This is a genomic window from Marinobacter sp. F3R11 (assembly GCF_003318275.1).
Taxonomy (GTDB): domain Bacteria; phylum Pseudomonadota; class Gammaproteobacteria; order Pseudomonadales; family Oleiphilaceae; genus Marinobacter.
The window spans coordinates 168,776-185,280 of sequence record NZ_QOCH01000013.1 but is presented as its reverse complement, the minus strand read 5'-3'; the positions used below and the strand labels follow the sequence as shown (position 1 = coordinate 185,280).

17 protein-coding genes are annotated in these 16,505 nt (G+C 53.2%); 4 read left to right on the top strand and 13 right to left on the bottom strand.

Features of this window, described 5'->3' with window-relative positions; all coding sequences use genetic code 11:
• The gene (locus DS878_RS05855; protein ID WP_113815042.1) at window positions 1-462 is read left to right on the top strand and encodes a MarR family winged helix-turn-helix transcriptional regulator; all 462 of its coding nucleotides are present in this window, start codon (window positions 1-3) and stop codon (window positions 460-462) included.
• Here the strand turns inward: DS878_RS05855 and DS878_RS05850 are convergent.
• Together DS878_RS05850 and DS878_RS05845 are read right to left on the bottom strand one after the other, a co-directional pair.
• Window positions 428-2,503: an ATP-binding protein gene (locus DS878_RS05850; protein ID WP_113815041.1), complete on the bottom strand. Its 2,076-nt coding sequence runs from the start codon at window positions 2,501-2,503 to the stop codon at window positions 428-430. The genes DS878_RS05855 and DS878_RS05850 overlap by 35 nt on opposite strands.
• A gap of 50 nt (window positions 2,504-2,553) precedes the next feature.
• On the bottom strand, window positions 2,554-3,327 hold the full coding sequence (locus DS878_RS05845; RefSeq protein ID WP_113815040.1) for a hypothetical protein: 774 nt from the start codon (window positions 3,325-3,327) through the stop codon (window positions 2,554-2,556).
• Window positions 3,328-3,572: 245 nt separating this feature from the next.
• Here DS878_RS05845 and DS878_RS05840 point away from each other — a divergent pair, with 245 nt between their 5' ends.
• On the top strand, window positions 3,573-4,583 hold the full coding sequence (locus DS878_RS05840; protein ID WP_113815039.1) for a LysR family transcriptional regulator: 1,011 nt from the start codon (window positions 3,573-3,575) through the stop codon (window positions 4,581-4,583).
• Here DS878_RS05840 and DS878_RS05835 read toward each other — a convergent pair.
• The 8 genes from DS878_RS05835 to DS878_RS15685 form a co-directional block, all read right to left on the bottom strand.
• Window positions 4,572-5,546 carry a GNAT family N-acetyltransferase gene (locus DS878_RS05835; protein WP_113815038.1) on the bottom strand — a complete coding sequence of 325 codons (975 nt, stop codon included), beginning with the start codon at window positions 5,544-5,546 and terminating at the stop codon, window positions 4,572-4,574. The two genes, DS878_RS05840 and DS878_RS05835, sit on opposite strands and share 12 nt — an antisense overlap.
• 4 nt (window positions 5,547-5,550) lie before the next feature.
• Window positions 5,551-6,702: a cupin domain-containing protein gene (locus DS878_RS05830; protein ID WP_113815037.1), complete on the bottom strand. Its 1,152-nt coding sequence runs from the start codon at window positions 6,700-6,702 to the stop codon at window positions 5,551-5,553.
• A gap of 16 nt (window positions 6,703-6,718) precedes the next feature.
• On the bottom strand, window positions 6,719-8,086 hold the full coding sequence (purB, locus tag DS878_RS05825) for an adenylosuccinate lyase (protein ID WP_113815036.1): 1,368 nt from the start codon (window positions 8,084-8,086) through the stop codon (window positions 6,719-6,721).
• Between the two features lie 91 nt (window positions 8,087-8,177).
• Window positions 8,178-8,822: a high frequency lysogenization protein HflD gene (gene hflD, locus DS878_RS05820; protein ID WP_113815035.1), complete on the bottom strand. Its 645-nt coding sequence runs from the start codon at window positions 8,820-8,822 to the stop codon at window positions 8,178-8,180.
• The gene (gene mnmA / locus DS878_RS05815) at window positions 8,819-10,012 is read right to left on the bottom strand and encodes a tRNA 2-thiouridine(34) synthase MnmA (RefSeq protein WP_113815034.1); all 1,194 of its coding nucleotides are present in this window, start codon (window positions 10,010-10,012) and stop codon (window positions 8,819-8,821) included. Before mnmA ends, hflD begins: the two co-directional genes overlap by 4 nt.
• Window positions 10,013-10,063: 51 nt before the next feature.
• Complete coding sequence (locus DS878_RS05810; RefSeq protein WP_113815033.1) at window positions 10,064-10,513, bottom strand: NUDIX hydrolase; 450 nt, start codon at window positions 10,511-10,513, stop codon at window positions 10,064-10,066.
• Window positions 10,510-11,151 (bottom strand): pseudouridine synthase, encoded by a 642-nt coding sequence (locus tag DS878_RS05805; RefSeq protein WP_113815032.1) that lies wholly within the window; start codon window positions 11,149-11,151, stop codon window positions 10,510-10,512. Before DS878_RS05805 ends, DS878_RS05810 begins: the two co-directional genes overlap by 4 nt.
• 170 nt (window positions 11,152-11,321) lie before the next feature.
• Window positions 11,322-11,633: a cold shock domain-containing protein gene (locus tag DS878_RS15685; RefSeq protein ID WP_113815031.1), complete on the bottom strand. Its 312-nt coding sequence runs from the start codon at window positions 11,631-11,633 to the stop codon at window positions 11,322-11,324.
• A gap of 313 nt (window positions 11,634-11,946) precedes the next feature.
• Between DS878_RS15685 and clpS the strand changes: the two genes are divergently transcribed.
• Both clpS and clpA read left to right on the top strand, forming a co-directional pair.
• On the top strand, window positions 11,947-12,306 hold the full coding sequence (clpS, locus tag DS878_RS05795; RefSeq protein ID WP_113815030.1) for an ATP-dependent Clp protease adapter ClpS: 360 nt from the start codon (window positions 11,947-11,949) through the stop codon (window positions 12,304-12,306).
• Window positions 12,307-12,324: 18 nt separating this feature from the next.
• The gene (gene clpA, locus DS878_RS05790; protein ID WP_113815029.1) at window positions 12,325-14,595 is read left to right on the top strand and encodes an ATP-dependent Clp protease ATP-binding subunit ClpA; all 2,271 of its coding nucleotides are present in this window, start codon (window positions 12,325-12,327) and stop codon (window positions 14,593-14,595) included.
• A gap of 92 nt (window positions 14,596-14,687) precedes the next feature.
• Here the strand turns inward: clpA and infA are convergent, their stop codons facing one another.
• The 3 genes from infA to aat form a co-directional block, all read right to left on the bottom strand.
• Window positions 14,688-14,906, bottom strand: a complete 219-nt coding sequence (gene infA, locus DS878_RS05785) for a translation initiation factor IF-1 (RefSeq protein WP_096781506.1) — start codon at window positions 14,904-14,906, stop codon at window positions 14,688-14,690.
• A 152-nt stretch (window positions 14,907-15,058) separates the two neighbouring features.
• Window positions 15,059-15,772 carry an arginyltransferase gene (locus DS878_RS05780; RefSeq protein WP_113815028.1) on the bottom strand — a complete coding sequence of 238 codons (714 nt, stop codon included), beginning with the start codon at window positions 15,770-15,772 and terminating at the stop codon, window positions 15,059-15,061.
• Window positions 15,773-16,486, bottom strand: coding sequence for a leucyl/phenylalanyl-tRNA--protein transferase (aat, locus tag DS878_RS05775; protein ID WP_113815027.1), 714 nt, complete (start codon window positions 16,484-16,486; stop codon window positions 15,773-15,775).
• Between the last annotated feature and the right edge of the window lie 19 nt (window positions 16,487-16,505).

Below are 16,505 nucleotides of genomic sequence, written 5' to 3'. Positions count from 1 at the left end.
ATGAACGACATACTTGCCCTGGATAACCAGATTTGTTTCAGTCTTTATGCGGCCAACCGGGCGATTACAGCCCGGTACCGCCCACTGCTGACAGAGCTGGATCTGACATACCCTCAGTATCTGGTGATGCTTGTACTTTGGGAGCGCGCCAAAACGGGCCAGACAACCCGGGTTTCTGACCTCGGGGCACGCCTGCGACTGGATTCAGGTACGCTAACCCCTCTGCTGAAGCGTCTGGCATCAAGGGAGCTCATCCGCAGGGAACGCTGCACTGATGATGAGCGTGTTGTGACCTTGTCGCTGACCGAAAAGGGAACTGATCTGCGGGCTCAGGCTGCCCAGATACCGCAGAAGCTGTTGTGCGGTCTTGAGCTAGCGCCTGAACGGTTGCTGGCATTGAGGGATGAGCTTAATGAAGTGTTAAAGGCTATTGAGGCGCAAGCGGAGGAGCCCAGCGCATAATTGCAGCGCTCAACTGGCTGCTGCTGTATGGTTTTGTGATGTAATCGTTCATACCACAGGCCAGACAATCGTCCCGGTCGCCCTGCATCACATTGGCAGTAACGGCTATTATCGGCAGATTGCTCCACATGGGGTTGCTGCGGATCCTTCGGGTGGTTTCAAAGCCGTCCATCACCGGCATCTGGCAGTCCATTAGCACAAGATCGTAATCTTGTGACTGGAGTGCTTCTATGGCCAGTTCACCATTTTTCGCCACATCCGCGTGGTGCCCCATCTTTTTCAGTAGCGTGCTCGCCACCATCAGGTTCACTTCATTGTCCTCAACCAGAAGAATGCGAAGCCTGCGTTGCCCTGGCGAATCAGCCTCATCGTTGGCAGAAGTCTCGCTACTTTCCGCACCTGTATCAATTTCCGGGGGGGGCAGGGAAATGCTGGCAGCAGGCAGTTCAGATAAGTGTTCCGGGGCCTGTCGGGACCCCTCGTTACTCTGGCTGTCATAAACGGGTAAGGGGAGGGATACGTTGAACCGGGTGCCCTGCTGCTCTTTTGATTCAACGGTTATTTCACCATGCATCCGCTCAACAAGTTGGCGGCATAGCGTCAATCCCAGCCCTGTACCACCGTACAGGCGTGTGGTTTGGGTATCGGCCTGAGAAAAGGGTGAGAATATCCGGCGCAGGCCCTCTTTGCTCATTCCAATGCCGGTATCGCTCACATTGATGATGAGGGTGTCTGCCGAATAACGAGCGCTGATCCGTACGCTTCCTGAGTTCGTGAATTTGATGGCGTTACTCAGCAGGTTATTAACAATCTGGCGAAGGCGGGTAGGGTCACCCAGAAACCGGCCAGGGAAATCCGGGTCTGTTTCTGCAATCAGGTCGATGCCTTTCTTCCGGGCCTGCTGAGTATGCAGTGTCGCGCACTCTTCTATAAGGGCCTGAATATCGACAGGGATATTTTCCAGATTAAGCTTTCCGGCTTCAACTTTGGAAATATCCAGTATGTCATTTAGTATTCCGAGCAGGCTTTCGCCAGCCGATAATGCGATCTGAAGCCGGTGACGCTTTGCGGCGTCCTGTTCGCTTTCAAGGACCAGGCCCAGCATGCCCAGCACTCCGTTCAATGGCGTGCGTATTTCATGGCTCATGCTGGCGAGAAAGTTGGCTCTGGCTCTTGCTCTGCGCATGGCATCTTCCTTGGCCTTTACCAGTGCCCTGTTGCCCCTTTGCAATGCCTCGTTTTTATCCGATATTTCCCGGGTCCGGCTTTCGACGTCATGTTCCAGTTCACTGGAATAGTTCTTCATGGCGCTTTTCGCCGTACGGAGCTCTGCCAGGCTGGAGTCTATGGTTTCCAGATGCTGGTTGATGATGCCTACCATTGTGCCAATTTCATCGTGTTGATGGCCGGGCGGGACAGGTAAACGGATTTTTTCCGGTGAACTTGCTTTGACCTCGCTAAGTGCACCGATAACGCTGAGCATCGGCCGTGTGAGAATCAGGTAAAAAATGCCCAGCAGCGATGCAGAGAGGATCAGGCTTTTTAAAAGCCCGCTGATCAGTGTGTAACTGGCACGTTCAAGAAATTTCAGGCCGTAGTGATAAGTATCAATGGTAACAACGAGTTGGCCGAGAGAAAGGTTTTCAAACTGTGATACGTGCAGCTCCTGACTGAACACCCGGCTGGAGCCAAACAGTTCATCACTGATCCAGCGATAGGGTGAAACCGGGCTGCTTGTGCTGGCAGCTGCCATTGTGTTGTTTCTGTTATCTATAATTCTCGCGTCTACGGTAGCCGGGTGCCTGAGCAGGCCATCAAGAAGCTCCTCAGCCAGGCGCACATCAATGTTATAGGCGATTTGAGAGGCAGGGTTGACACTTATTTCTAAAAGCGCCCTCACATCCGCGTCCATGAATTCCTGGGCACTGAAATAGTCCAGAGTGATCTGTACAGCGTTGAGCGCCAGACCGAGCACCATCGCGATCAGAACGGTATCGCGGGTGAGCCTGAAGGACAGGCGGTGTTTAAGGCCACGGGTCACGGAAGTCACAGTCCCTGTATGCTGGCAGTCGGCCTGCCCGGTTTACGTGTTCAGTCGTCGTAGTCGGATTTTTTCTTCCATTCATCTTCGTGAAGAAAGTTGTCCCACTGTTTATCCATGCAGGACTGGGACTCTATGGATTTGCCGCTGTCGCCACCTGCACTCTGAGCTTCCAGTTCTTTTATCCGGGTGCGGAAACTCTTGACTGCTTTCATGGCAAGGGGATTGTCCCGGGACTTGCCCATTTCTGTGCTGGCCAGGTGATAGGAGTGGATTGCTTTCCGTATCTGTCTCTGGCGGATATGTTCACGGGCCTGGAAAACGTGAAGGTCTGCATGGGTTTTATGGACCAGAAACAGAACATGCTTGAGGTTTTTCTTGGCTGTTGCGCCATCTACTCGGCCACTTTTGTGCATGGCTTCAATCATTTTAAACAGGTTTTGCAGAAGCTCTTTTACATAGTTGGATTTTTCGGGCGAGTCGATCTTCGTGACCTTTACGTCATCACGGTTTTCCTGAATCCGGGTTTTTTGCTGTAATGCAGACTTGCGCCATTCTTCAACCGGCAGTTCTGACTTGAGTCCGGCAAGCTCATTACAAACATCTTCTATGCGCTTGAGCATTAAAAGCTTCAGGTCCGGTGTCAGATATTGCCCGGGAAGTTCAGATAGCAGGCGATTGCATCTTTTGTAGCTGTCCTCCAGTGCCGTAATCTTGCGAACACGCTCAATCCGGGCCTTTTCGCGCATCTGGCTGACGACTATAACAATAATCGAAATTACAACGATAGCTGCCAAAGCAAGGACAATGTTTATTGTATTCATGTTTGAGTAATCACTCCGGCGTTTGGGTAAGTCATGCCCGATTCAGAATTATGAGCTCTTATGCCGATTCCTCTGGCAACCCTGTTAGAAAGATTAGCAGAAATGCAGCCTTGAATCCGGAATCAAATACCAATGGCGGGGTTTCTTATTGATTTTATGAATTGTCGGTATTCTGTATATTGCCATGGTGAACAGGCGTTTGGGTTGCGCCCGGCAAATAGTCTTACCCCGTCCCGGAGCTGATCATGGATATTTCCCGCATTGACCTCAATCTTCTTGTTTACCTCGATGTACTGCTCAGGGAGCGGAATGTTACCAAAGCTGCAAACCATCTTGGCATTACTCAGCCGGCCATGAGTAACAGCTTACGCCGTTTGCGTGACCTGTTTTGTGATCCTTTGCTGGTACGGACCAGCGAGGGTATGACCGCGACGGAGAGGGCGCGGGAGCTGCAGCCCCTGGTCAGAGGTATACTCTCGGACATTGAACAGGCGGTGCAGGAGAAAACCCCCTTTGCGGCACTGGAGAGTCAGCGGGTATTTCGCATCATGGCCAGTGATTATGCCGAGTCGTGTTTGATGCCCCGGGTTTTGCGGCGTATCAGGCAAGAAGCGCCACATGTAACTCTGGATGTACTGACTCCCAGCGATGTGAGTTTTCTCGATGTGGAGCAGGGTCGCCTGGATATGGCGATAAACCGTTTCGACAAAATCCCCCAGTCATTTCACCAGAAGACTCTCTGGACTGAATATTTTGCCTGCCTGATGAATGCCCGCAACCCGATACTGAATGAGTCTTTCACATTAGAGTCCTATCTGGCTGCCAGCCATATCTGGGTCAGCAAAACAGGGTTTGGTGTGGGTGTGGGTGTAAACCCGAAAGACGTGCAACGCCTTGGCTGGGTCGATGAGGCATTGTCGAGGCTGGGAAGCAAACGCCAGATTTCGGTGTTTACCCGTCATTATCAGTCGGCCATGCTGCTGGCGGAGCAGCACGATCTTATTGCCACGCTTCCATCCCGTGCCGCCTGGCTGCAAAAAGACAATGCGAATCTTGTAGTAAAGATTCCGCCCTTCGATATCCCGCCTTTTGAGCTCAAAATGGCATGGAGTCCACTGTTGCAGCATAACGCTGACCATCAGTGGCTTCGCAGACTGATTACTGAAGTCGCCGAGGAGGTGGATGAAGAATTCGCACCTTTTGGTGCTCGCTTTGAACCAGCGGACGCCCCGTTGCGACAATCCTCAGAGCGGTAGCTCACGCAACTCAAGCGACTGGCGCCCGGAATCCCACATGCGCTGGAAGTTTTCTGCCAGTAACCTGACACGGCCACTATCGGCGAAGGCGGCAAACCCTGATGGCCCGGTAAAATCATGCCTGTACAACACACCTTCCCTGTCGGCGATAATGAATGGCTGGTCTTCATGGGGATAATCAGGGTTGACCAGTCTCAGTTCAATACGGCTAGGTAATCGCCGCATTAATTCCACCAGTTGGTGCCGGCGTTTGACCAGGGGCTGGTCATCATGAATAAGAAGGCGAACCTCGCTGAGCCGGTGGCGGCGGGCAAGGCTTGATACCAGTTCTCTGAACCTGAGGCGATCGTAGCGGTCGTGGTCCAGCAACCGGTCATACAGCCACAACCGTTGGCCTGCCTGGCCAGCTATAGAGTCCATCAGGTCGGTCATGCTGCTTTCAGTGTCGAAGAGCCAGGGTTGTGTATCCGTGCCGAGCAGCATGGGGCAGGATCGTTTACTGTTACTGTCGGCATGGTTAACAAGAAGAGTCGGAGCAAGGCATCGCATATCCAGATGAGGTATGCCTGCGTCATCGTAGGGCTCTGAGCAAACATGGAACCCGGCGCGCTGGTAGAAGGGTATGGCATGTTGCTGGGCGGAGAGTCTTAGCTCCTGATACTGGCCTGCAGATTCGCTGATCAGATGCCGGAGCAGGGCTTCACCAATACCCTGGCCCCTGAATTCGGGCAGGACGGCCATGCGCCCGATGTGTCCTGTTTCTCCAAGCGTTGAGAACAGGCGTGCTACACCGGCTGGCCTGTTGTCCCGCGAGACGGCGAGAAAGTGATCGGCTATTTCATCTGTATCGTCCCATTCCAGCTCTGGTGGAACCTTTTGCTCTTCAACAAATACTTTCTGGCGGATGTTCCGGATATGCGCCGGAGCAAGTTGCCAGCTGTATTTTCGGATTCTGACGGTCATGGCATTACTCGAAATACAACGAGCCCTGATTATATAGGTTGGTCAGCAGTCCAAGCAGAGCGGGGTCTTCGGCAAATGGCGTAAGGGCGCCCATATCAATATGCGCTCCGGCACACAATAAGGGGGCCAGAGGTCGGGCGTCACCCTTGAGCAGGAACTGTTCGCCGTCTGCAAACAGGGCAGTCTCGCCATTCACTTCATGATAAGCAAAGCGGGAGCCTTCGTTCCAGCGCAACTGCTCGCCAGCCCGGATGGCCTCGGCAAAGTCTTCATCAGAGGCTGGTTCTTCTGCTGGTACAACAACATCCATGCTCTTTGGTGCGGTTGCGTACTGGCCAAACCATAAGGCCAGCTTGCGTTTGTCATTGAGTTTTTCTGCCAGAAGGCTCTGCAGCCGGTCTATGACGGCCGGTGCGATGGTGCCCGGATTGTCCTGAACCTGAAGGTCGGGATCATTCATGTGGTCGTCAGCACCAGGCTGGTTGCACAGGAAGTCGGTAAATCCGGTGAGCAGATCTTCGACAGTCGGGGCCCTGAAGCCTACCGAAAGCGTAATGCAGTCGTCTTCAGCTACGCCGTGGTGGCCAAGTCCGGGCGGCAGGTACAGCATGTCGCCAGGCTCAAGAGTGACAGTTTCTTCGCCTTCCCAGCTACTGAGTATGCGCAGTGGTGTACCTTCTACCCGAGGCGACGTGTGATCGCAACGGCCACCAAACGTCCAGCGTCTGTGTCCCTGGGCCTGCAGCAGAAATACGTCATATTGATCGTAATGGGGGCCAACGCTGCCACCTTTGGGCGCATAGCTGGCCATGATGTCGTCAAGGCGCCAGTTGGGGACAAAGCGGAAGTGTTCGAGCAGGTCTGCCACCTCCGGAACCCAGTGATCAAGGCCCTGTACGAGCAAGGTCCAGTCGTGCTCAGGGAGTTTGCGGAAGCGTTCTTCGGTGAAGGGGCCATTGTGCAGTTGCCAGGGTTTGCCCTCGTCGTTTTCTATTACGATGCGTGATTCTACAGCTTCTTCACATGCAAGGCCGGCAAGCTCGTCTGCATTGACAGGGCACTGGAAACCGGGGAATGCCTGGCGGATAACCAGCGGTTTTTTTTGCCAGTAGTCCCTAAGGAATTCAGAGGGCGAAAGCCCGCCAAGCATATCCATTGTCAGCTTCTCCGATTCAGATGTTGCGTGTTTGATCGACGGCGTTGCCAATATAATTGCCCGGTGTCAGAGCCATCAGTTCGGCCTTGGCACTATCGGGAATTTCAAGGGTTTCAACGAAGCTTCTGATTACTTCCGGCGTCATGGCCTTGCCGCGGGTCAGTGCTTTGAGTTTTTCGTAGGGCTTCTCGATGTTGTACCTGCGCATCACTGTCTGGATCGGCTCTGCAAGAACCTCCCAGGCCTTGTTAAGGTCTTCATTGAGGCGAGCAGGGTTCAGCTCCAGTTTGCCCAGGCCTTTGAGCGTAGCTTCATAGGCAATAAGGCTGTGGGCAAAGCCAACACCCAGATTGCGCAGCACGGTAGAATCTGTCAGGTCTCGCTGCCAGCGTGAGACAGGCAGCTTGGCAGACAGATGGCCAAGCAGTGCGTTGGCGATACCCAGGTTGCCTTCCGAGTTTTCAAAATCAATCGGATTGACTTTATGGGGCATTGTGGAAGAACCCACTTCGCCTTCAACGGTTTTCTGCTTGAAATAGCCCAGTGAAATATAGCCCCAGACGTCCCGGTCAAGATCAATCACGATTGTATTGAAGCGGGCGACTGCGTCGAAGAGTTCAGCTATGTAGTCGTGAGGCTCGATCTGGGTTGTGTATGGGTTGAAGTTGAGCCCCAGGCGTTCGATGAATGTTTTGGCGTTGGCGGCCCAGTCTACTGCCGGATAGGCAGAGATATGGGCATTGTAGTTGCCCACTGCGCCGTTAATTTTGCCAAGTATTTCGATATCACCGATCTGTCTGATCTGCCGCCGAAGCCGGTAAACAACGTTGGCAAGCTCTTTTCCAACCGTGGTTGGAGAGGCTGTCTGGCCGTGTGTGCGGGAAAGCATTGGTTGTTCAGCGTGCTCCCGGGCCAGCTCGCTCAACTGCTCGACAACCCGGTTCATTGCGGGCAGCAGGCCTTTGTCCAGACCTTCGCGAAGCATAAGGGCATGAGATAGATTGTTAATGTCCTCAGACGTGCAGGCAAAGTGAACAAACTCGGTCACCGCATGCAACTCGGGAACGCTGGCGATTTTTTCCTTGATGAAGTACTCGACCGCTTTTACGTCGTGGTTTGTCGTGCGCTCAATGTCTTTGATGCGCTCCGCATCCTCGAGGCAGAACTTACTTACAATATTATCGAGAAACGCGTTGGCATCCGTTGTGAATTCCGGAACTTCAATAATTTCGGGGTGCGCAGCCAATTGCTGCAACCATCGGATTTCGACGGTCACGCGGTTCCTGATCAGGCCATACTCACTGAAAATGTCACGGAAAACGCTGACTTTGCTGCCGTAGCGTCCATCGACCGGGGAAATGGCGGTCAGGGCGTTGAGTTCCATCGAAAACCTCTCAAATAATCAAAGAATCGGTTCAGAAAAAAAGGGATTGGATATGATACACCAGCACCGCCGGTGAATCAGTGGTTAAGGGCTACTTATCAAATGAGCGGTTCGCTTGTTCTGCAAGTTCCCGTGCATGCTGGATTATCTTGCGGCGTGATAAAATCAGTTGCCAGCGCCGCCCTCCTGTTTGCCTCCAGAGTACGGCCGAGCGGATACCCGCAAGCAACAGCGCCCGGACTTTGGCGGCATTTTCGTCTCTTTGCAGGAAAGATGGATTGCCGCTTACCTGAATGCGCTGGCGGAAGGTGCTGATAGTATCTGTGTATACAGATGCCAGGTTGCTGATCAGGTTCGTATGAACGTAGCCGAAGTGGCTGGCGGTATGCCGGGCCTGCTCGATACGGTTGCCGATCACTTCCATCATGTCGTTGTTCCGGTTGAGCTTTGATTCGAGGTGAATCAGGTTCAGTACGTACCGCAGTACTTCAATATCCTGTTGTTTACTCTGTTCACTCATGACTGTTGAGAGCGTAACCAGTCCCTCGCGCACATCGGCCAGCTCACCCCCGTAGACGTCCAGCGTGGTAGCCGGATTTGTTGCAAACAGCGATCGCAGGCAGGTTTCCAGGCTGGTTTCATTACAGTGTCCGTTATTGGCAATTTGCTGAACCAGATTGGCGGCCTGGAATACGCCCGCTAATGCCAGTGTCTGATCGTGTAACGATCGGCTCATTGGCTTGATTCCTGATCAGAAGGGGTCAGTGAAGAGAAGGCGAGCCGCTCCGGAAGAGCTTCGTTATCACGCCAGGTCTCGGTAATCACAGCACCTCCGAGGCATATCTCGCCATCATAGAAAACCACAGATTGTCCTGGTGTAACGGCCCGTTGAGCTTCATCAAACACAACTTTAACTCCGCCCTCGATAACCGTAACTTCGCAGTCCTGGTCAGGCTGGCGATAACGGGTTTTCGCCTTGCAACGGAAAGCGGGCGCTGGCGGCGCTCCGGAAACCCAGTCAACAGGATCGGATAAGAGTCCCCGGGAGAACAGCAACGGGTGGTTCTTGCCCTGGACAGCGGTCAGAACGTTGCGATCAAGGTCTTTTCCGGCGACGTACCAGGGGTCATCTCCAAAGTTGCTGAGCCCGCCAATGCCAAGGCCCTGGCGTTGGCCAATAGTGTGGTACATCAACCCCTGATGCTGACCGATTCTGTGTCCTTCAGGAGTTTCGATATCGCCAGGTTGTGCCGGCAGGTACTGTTTCAGAAAATCACTGAACTTGCGCTCACCGATAAAGCAGATTCCAGTGGAATCTTTTTTGTCGTGGGTGACGAAACCCTGCTTTTCAGCGATGCGGCGCACTTCCGGCTTCTCCAGTTCGCCCACCGGGAACAGGGTACGGGCGATGCGTTCACCGGAAACGGCATGAAGGAAATAACTCTGGTCCTTGTTGCCATCCAGGCCCTTCAGCAAGAGCGCTCTGCCTGAGCCATCTCCAAGCGGGCGTTGCCGGGTGTAGTGCCCTGTGGCGATATAGTCCGCGCCAAGTGTGAGAGCGTAGTCCAGGAAAGCCCGGAACTTGACCTCTTTGTTGCACAGTATGTCCGGATTGGGCGTGCGCCCGGCCTTATATTCCGAAAGGAAGTGCTCGAAAACGCGATCCCAGTATTCCGCAGCAAAGCTTGCAGTATGGAGCTTGATGCCTATCGCATCCGCAACTGCCTGGGCATCTGCGAGATCAGTCATCGCAGTACAGTATTCGGTACCATCATCCTCATCCCAGTTCTTCATGAACAGGCCTTCGACCTGGTATCCCTGATCTTTGAGTAACCAGGCCGCAACCGAGGAATCGACACCGCCGGACATGCCGACGATTACACGAGTATTTTCCGGGAGAGAGGCTTCGGGTGATGGATTCGTCATGGTAATTCAGGGCACCAGTTCAAAACGCGGGAGTTTACCATCTTGTGCCGGTCACGTCTGCGAGTGTGCGATCACATCCAGCGGATAGCAGCGCCCCTGTCGGTAATCTTCGATACATTTGACAATCAATGGGCTGCGAAGCCTGTCGCCAAGTTCACGGATATCTTCCAGCGATAGCCAGTGGGCTGCGATTATGCCGGTGTCCAGTTCTTCGGTTATCCGTTTGCGGGCTTTTCCCGAAAAGCAGAACCGATAGTAGGTCACACCGTTTGCAGGTGCTTTGTATGTATATAGGCCCAGAAAGTGTTCAGGCTCGATTTCCCAGCCGGTTTCCTCCAGAGCTTCCCGGCGTACTGCGTCCAGAATTGCCTCGTCTTCTTCAATGTGCCCGGCAGGCTGGTTGAATACAATTCGCCCGTTGCTGCGCTCTTCAACGATCAGAAAACGACCAAGTTCATCTTCTACGACCACAGCTACCGTGGCATGGGGTGTCCAGGTCATGATCTTCGGGTTCTCCGTGGTACTTTTGCCTTGGCATGTCTGGCGCGTGAAGGGCGCTTGTCAGTTTGCATGGTTGCTGGCAGGTTAATCGAAATTTTCCGGTGTTTTCCCGGCCCAAGGCCCTCCAGACTCCAGTCGCCGATGCGATAGCGAACCAACCGTAATGTCGGAAAGCCGACGGCAGCGGTCATTCGTCTTACCTGTCTGTTGCGCCCTTCGGTTATGACCAGTTCAAGCCAGCTGGTAGGCACCGTATCGCGCCGACGCACAGGCGGCACTCTGGGCCAAAGCTCTGGCTCTGCTATTTTCCGTGCCTGTGCCGGTCGGGTGCGGCCGTCTTTAAGCGTAACGCCCGCAGAAAGCTCTCTTATAGCGCTTGCGGAAATATCACCTTCAACCTGAACCCAGTAAGTTTTCGGCATTTTCAGGGATGGTGATGCAATGCGGTGCTGCAGGGCGCCGTCACTGGTTAACAGCAGAAGACCTTCTGAATCGTAATCCAGTCGCCCGGCCGGGTAAATGCCGGGAATACGAATCCAGTCAGCCAGTGTGGCCCGGGGTTTCTGTCCGGCGGGTTGCTCATCTGTAAACTGGCAGAGCACCTGAAAGGGCTTGTTAAAAAGGATGAGATCGGCCATGGCGGCTCCCCGGGGCCTGGAATTGGAATCAGGGTAGAGGGTACTTAGAAAAGGCAGTGTTTGAAAGCCGGGAGCTGGCCCGGTTCTGTATTAAATTCAGGCAAGACTACCCCTGCCGGGCTGGCCCGACAGGTTGGTTTGGCGTGGATACGGCCTGCCTGATGAATGCGTCAGGCGTTCGCTGCGCGTGGGGGCACGTCTCCGTGGGCGGTGTCACCAGATTCAGGTGCCTGTACCTGACTGTCTGCAGCGCCCTCCCGGGGCTGCTCACTGGCTGACTCCTCGGGCACGATGTTAACCGCGTGCACTCCCTTGTCGCTGGGCTTTTTGTCAAAGCTGACAGTCTGACCCGCCTTCAGCGTCTTGTAACCGTCAATCTGGACTGATGAAAAGTGGGCAAACAGGTCGTCACTGCAGCCATCTTCTATGATGAAACCATACCCTTTGGCATTGTTGAACCACTTAACTTTGCCCCTTGGCATAATGAACTCCCCTGTACTTTTGCTGTCACTTGTTGTTGTTCCGTGGGTTGATCGGGCTTGAAATCGTACTTCTGCCCATTCCCGTTACATGAACTACTTACATTTTTACATTATTTAACACTGTGAGCTAACTGTCGGCGAAACCCGGTGTCGAGTCAATAGCTTCTATTACGTTAATGTGTAGTTGAAGGCAGTCCGGAAGCGGTATCATGGCTGTACAGGTAAATAACTCACCCCCGGGCTGGCAACTCACTTGAAATTCCGGGGCCTGGCAACCACATTTATGAAAGGCACCGATAACCGGTAAAGAATGATGCGGACTATCGAAAATTCTCTACTAGTATTAAACCAGGGGGGAGATGAACAGCCTGGGCGTCATGATGACCTCAGCGTTGCTCCCGAAAAACCTGCGCTGAAGCGTCCATCGCAGTACAAGGTGATGCTTCTTAACGATGATTACACACCCATGGACTTTGTTGTGGATGTGTTGATGACATTCTTCGGAATGAATGAGGAAAAGGCGACGCAGGTGATGCTGCTCGTCCATACGCAGGGAAAAGCCGTATGCGGGGTATATACCCGGGACATCGCGGAAACAAAGGCGGCACAAGTGAACCAGTATTCCTCGGAATGCGAGCATCCGCTCCTTTGCGAGATTGAATGTGCGGACTGACAGACGGCGGGGTGGCCCATGCTGAGCAAAGATCTTGAAATTACGCTGAATACGGCCTTCAAAAGTGCCCGCGACAAGCGTCATGAATTCATGACAGTGGAGCATTTATTGCTGGCCTTGCTGGACAACGAATCGGCGGTGGGCGTTCTCAAAGCCTGTGGTGCAGATCTCAAGCAACTCCATGATGAGCTGATGGAGTTTGTAGACTCCACAACACCTTTAATTCCAAGCACTGATGATGAACGTGAGACCCAGCCAACGCTCGGTTTCCAGCGAGTGCTGCAGCGCGCTGTATTTCATGTGCAATCCTCAGGCAAAAAAGAAGTTACCGGAGCCAATGTACTGGTCGCCATCTTCAGCGAGCAGGAAAGTCAGGCGGTGTACGTGCTCAAAAAACAGAGTGTTGCACGTATTGATGTAGTTAATTTTGTCTCCCATGGGATTTCCCGTGTGCAGGGAACCGAGGATCAGGACGGTCACGAGCAGATTTCTCAGGATGAAACTGCCGAAGAAGGTGCTCAGTCCAAGCCGCTTGATAATTATGCGACCAACCTGAATGAGCAGGCGCGTCAGGGGCGCATTGACCCTCTTATCGGCCGTGAACATGAGGTTGAGCGGGTAGTGCAGATTCTTGTGCGCCGGCGCAAGAACAACCCGCTGCTGGTTGGTGAAGCCGGCGTAGGTAAAACAGCTATTGCAGAAGGGTTGGCCAAACGCATTGTTGATGGCCAGGTGCCCGACATCATTGCCGATGGCGTGGTGTATTCCCTGGATCTTGGTGCTCTGCTTGCAGGCACAAAGTACCGTGGTGATTTTGAGAAGCGACTCAAGGGGTTGCTTGCTGACCTGAAGAAAGAAAAGCACGCAATATTATTCATTGATGAGATTCATACCATCATTGGTGCGGGATCTGCGTCTGGTGGGGTTATGGATGCCTCGAACCTTCTCAAGCCTATGCTGAGCTCCGGAGAGCTCCGTTGCATTGGCTCCACCACGTATCAGGAGTTCCGCGGTATTTTCGAGAAAGACAGCGCTCTGGCTCGCCGCTTCCAGAAGATAGATGTGAACGAGCCGAGTGTTGAGGATACCTATCTGATACTCAAAGGGCTGAAGCCAAACTTTGAGAAGCATCACGACCTGAAATATACGGACAGAGCCTTACGTGTGGCGGCGGAACTGGCGGAGCGTTACATCACGGATCGCCATCTGCCGGACAAAGCGATTGACGTGATTGATGAGGCGGGAGCGCGTCAGCGTCTGATGCCTGAGGACAAACGTCTGAAAACGGTTGATGTTCAGGAAATCGAAGAGGTGGTTGCCAAGATTGCCCGTATTCCGCCGAAGAATGTATCCACCAGCGACAAGGATCTTCTGCGTAATCTGGAGCGGGATCTCAAGATGGTGGTGTTCGGGCAGGATCCGGCCATTGAATCCCTGTCTATGGCCATCAAGCTGGCCCGTGCCGGCTTGAAGGCTCCGGAGAAGCCGGAAGGTTCTTTCTTGTTTGCCGGGCCTACCGGTGTTGGTAAAACGGAAGTCACCAAGCAGCTGGCCAAGGCCCTCGGGGTTGAGCTGGTTCGGTTCGACATGTCTGAGTATATGGAACGGCATACGGTGTCCCGTCTTATTGGCGCCCCTCCAGGGTATGTGGGCTATGATCAGGGCGGTTTGTTAACGGAAGCTGTTAACAAACATCCGCACTGCGTGCTGTTGCTGGATGAAATCGAAAAAGCTCATCCGGAGGTCTTCAATCTGTTACTGCAGGTGATGGACCATGGGACCCTGACTGATAATAACGGGCGTAAAGCGGATTTCCGCCACGTTATTCTTGTGATGACTACCAATGCAGGGGCTGAAAGCATGGCTCGTCGTTCCATGGGCTTTAGCGAACAGGATCATAGTTCTGATGGTATGGAGATTATCAGCAAGACCTTTACGCCGGAATTCCGTAATCGTCTGGATGGTATTATTCAGTTCGGAGACCTGCAGCGGGGAACCATCACCCATGTTGTGGACAAGTTCCTGACCGAGTTGCAGGCGCAGTTGGATGAAAAGCACGTGGTATTGCACGTGGACGAAGCTGCGAAACTGTGGCTGGCTGACAAGGGTTACGATGTCACTATGGGTGCCCGCCCGATGTCACGCCTGATTCAGGATAAGATCAAGCGACCGCTTGCTGAGCAGATCCTGTTTGGCAGCTTGTCCGAGAAGGGTGGTGATGTATTTATCCATCTCAAGGATGATGATCTGGTTTTCGACTATGAGGATGAGCCTGCTGAAGCCGTGTAACCGGTGTGCAGGCCGGACATAAGCTTCGCCCACAAAAAAACCGCTGCATTGATGCAGCGGTTTTTTTATGTGTTCCGGATGTCGCTTTTGCCTTAGCGGGCGCGGTAAACAATCCGGCCTTTGCTCAGGTCATAAGGCGTCAGCTCAACTTTAACCTTGTCGCCAGTCAGGATGCGAATGTAGTTTTTACGCATCTTGCCAGAGATGTGAGCGGTAACAACGTGGCCATTGCTCAACTCAACCCGAAACATGGTGTTCGGAAGGGTATCAAGAATAACCCCTTCCATTTCAACGACATCTGATTTCGCCATTCAGTAGAAACCTCTTTTGGAATACTTTCCGTAATTTTAAATTGCGCAATTCTGCCTGATTTTCAGCCATTTGGCAAAGCGGGTTAGTACGTAGTCGGGGAAAAGGCGCCTTATTGGTTTGTGGCAGGCCATTTTCAACCCAAAAACTGGCACTAAGCGATCTCTATCGTTTGCCATTGGCCGTTCTGCAGTGCTTCTATTGGTTTGAAGCGGGTTTTGTAATTCATTTTCCTGCATTGTTTTATCCAGTAACCCAGATAAAGGTGGGGCAGGCTACGCCGGATGCTTTCTTCAATCTGCCAGAGAACAGCGAAGGTTCCGAGGCTTCTCTGTTTATAGGCCGGGTCAAACACGGTGTATATGGCTGAGAGCCCATCCTCCAGCAAGTCTATGGCCGCCAGACCTACCAGAACCCCGTTTATCCGCATCTCCAGAAACCAGGAGTCTGTTCCGCCTTCAACAAGAAACGATGTGAACTGTTCCCGTGAGGGTGGATACATATCACCGTCCTTATGCCGCAGTTCCACGTAGTTGGCATAAAGCCTGTAATAACTTTCATCGAAGGCTGCGGGTACAAGTTTGCAGGCCACATCAGTGTTCTTTTTCATAACCCGGCGCTGGCTGCGATCTGGCCTGAAGTCATTCACGTTCAGCCTGACAGGAATGCAGGCGTTGCATGCCTCACAGTGAGGCCGGTAATAATGGGATCCGCTACGTCGGAAACCCAGTGATGTCAGTTGGGTGTAGAGTTTCTTATCGATATGAGCGCGGGGATCGACAAACATTGTTGTCGCTTCACGATCATCAAGATAGCTGCAGTCGTGAGCAGGTGTTGCAAAGAATACCAAGGTTCTCAGGCTACTCATTCAAGCCTCCGGCCCGGGCCATTGCCAACGGAATGTCCAGTCAGTCTGATCCGGTTTTCGGTCTGCGTATGTACCGATTATAGATAAAAACTCGCTCCTGGGTATGGTGCACGCGCCCATGGTCAGAAGGTGATCGCTTTCTACCTGACAATCCATCAGACGATAACCCCAGTCCTGCAGTTGATGGGCCAGATAAACCATCAGGACTTTTGAGGCGTTCGTTTCAAGGGAAAACATGGATTCGCCAAAGAAACACTGCCCTATGGCCAGGCCGTACATGCCGCCCGCCAACTCGCCATCCCGGTTCCAGACTTCAATGGAGTGTGCAATTCCCTGTTGATGGAGTTCGGAATAGCTGGCAATCATGTCATCGGTTATCCAGGTGCCTTCGCTTCGTGTGGAAGCGCACAGACGGATGATGCGGCCGAAGGCCTGGTCGCCGGTTACCCGGAATCTCTGTTGATTGAGGGTTCTGCGCAGACTGCGGGATATGTGAATGTCTTCAGGGAAAAGAACGCAACGCGGATCCGGAGACCACCAGAGTATGGGCTGGTCGTCGCTGTACCAGGGAAAGATTCCGCTGCGATAGGCCAGGATCAGGCGTTCTGTGGACAGGTCGCCCCCCAGGGCGAGGAGGCCATCGGGGTCGTCGAGGGCTTCTTCGGCTGGAGGGAACCACAATTGGTCGGGGTCTAGCCAGGGTAGTGAGGTCATCCTGTCTTTCCCGGGCTCA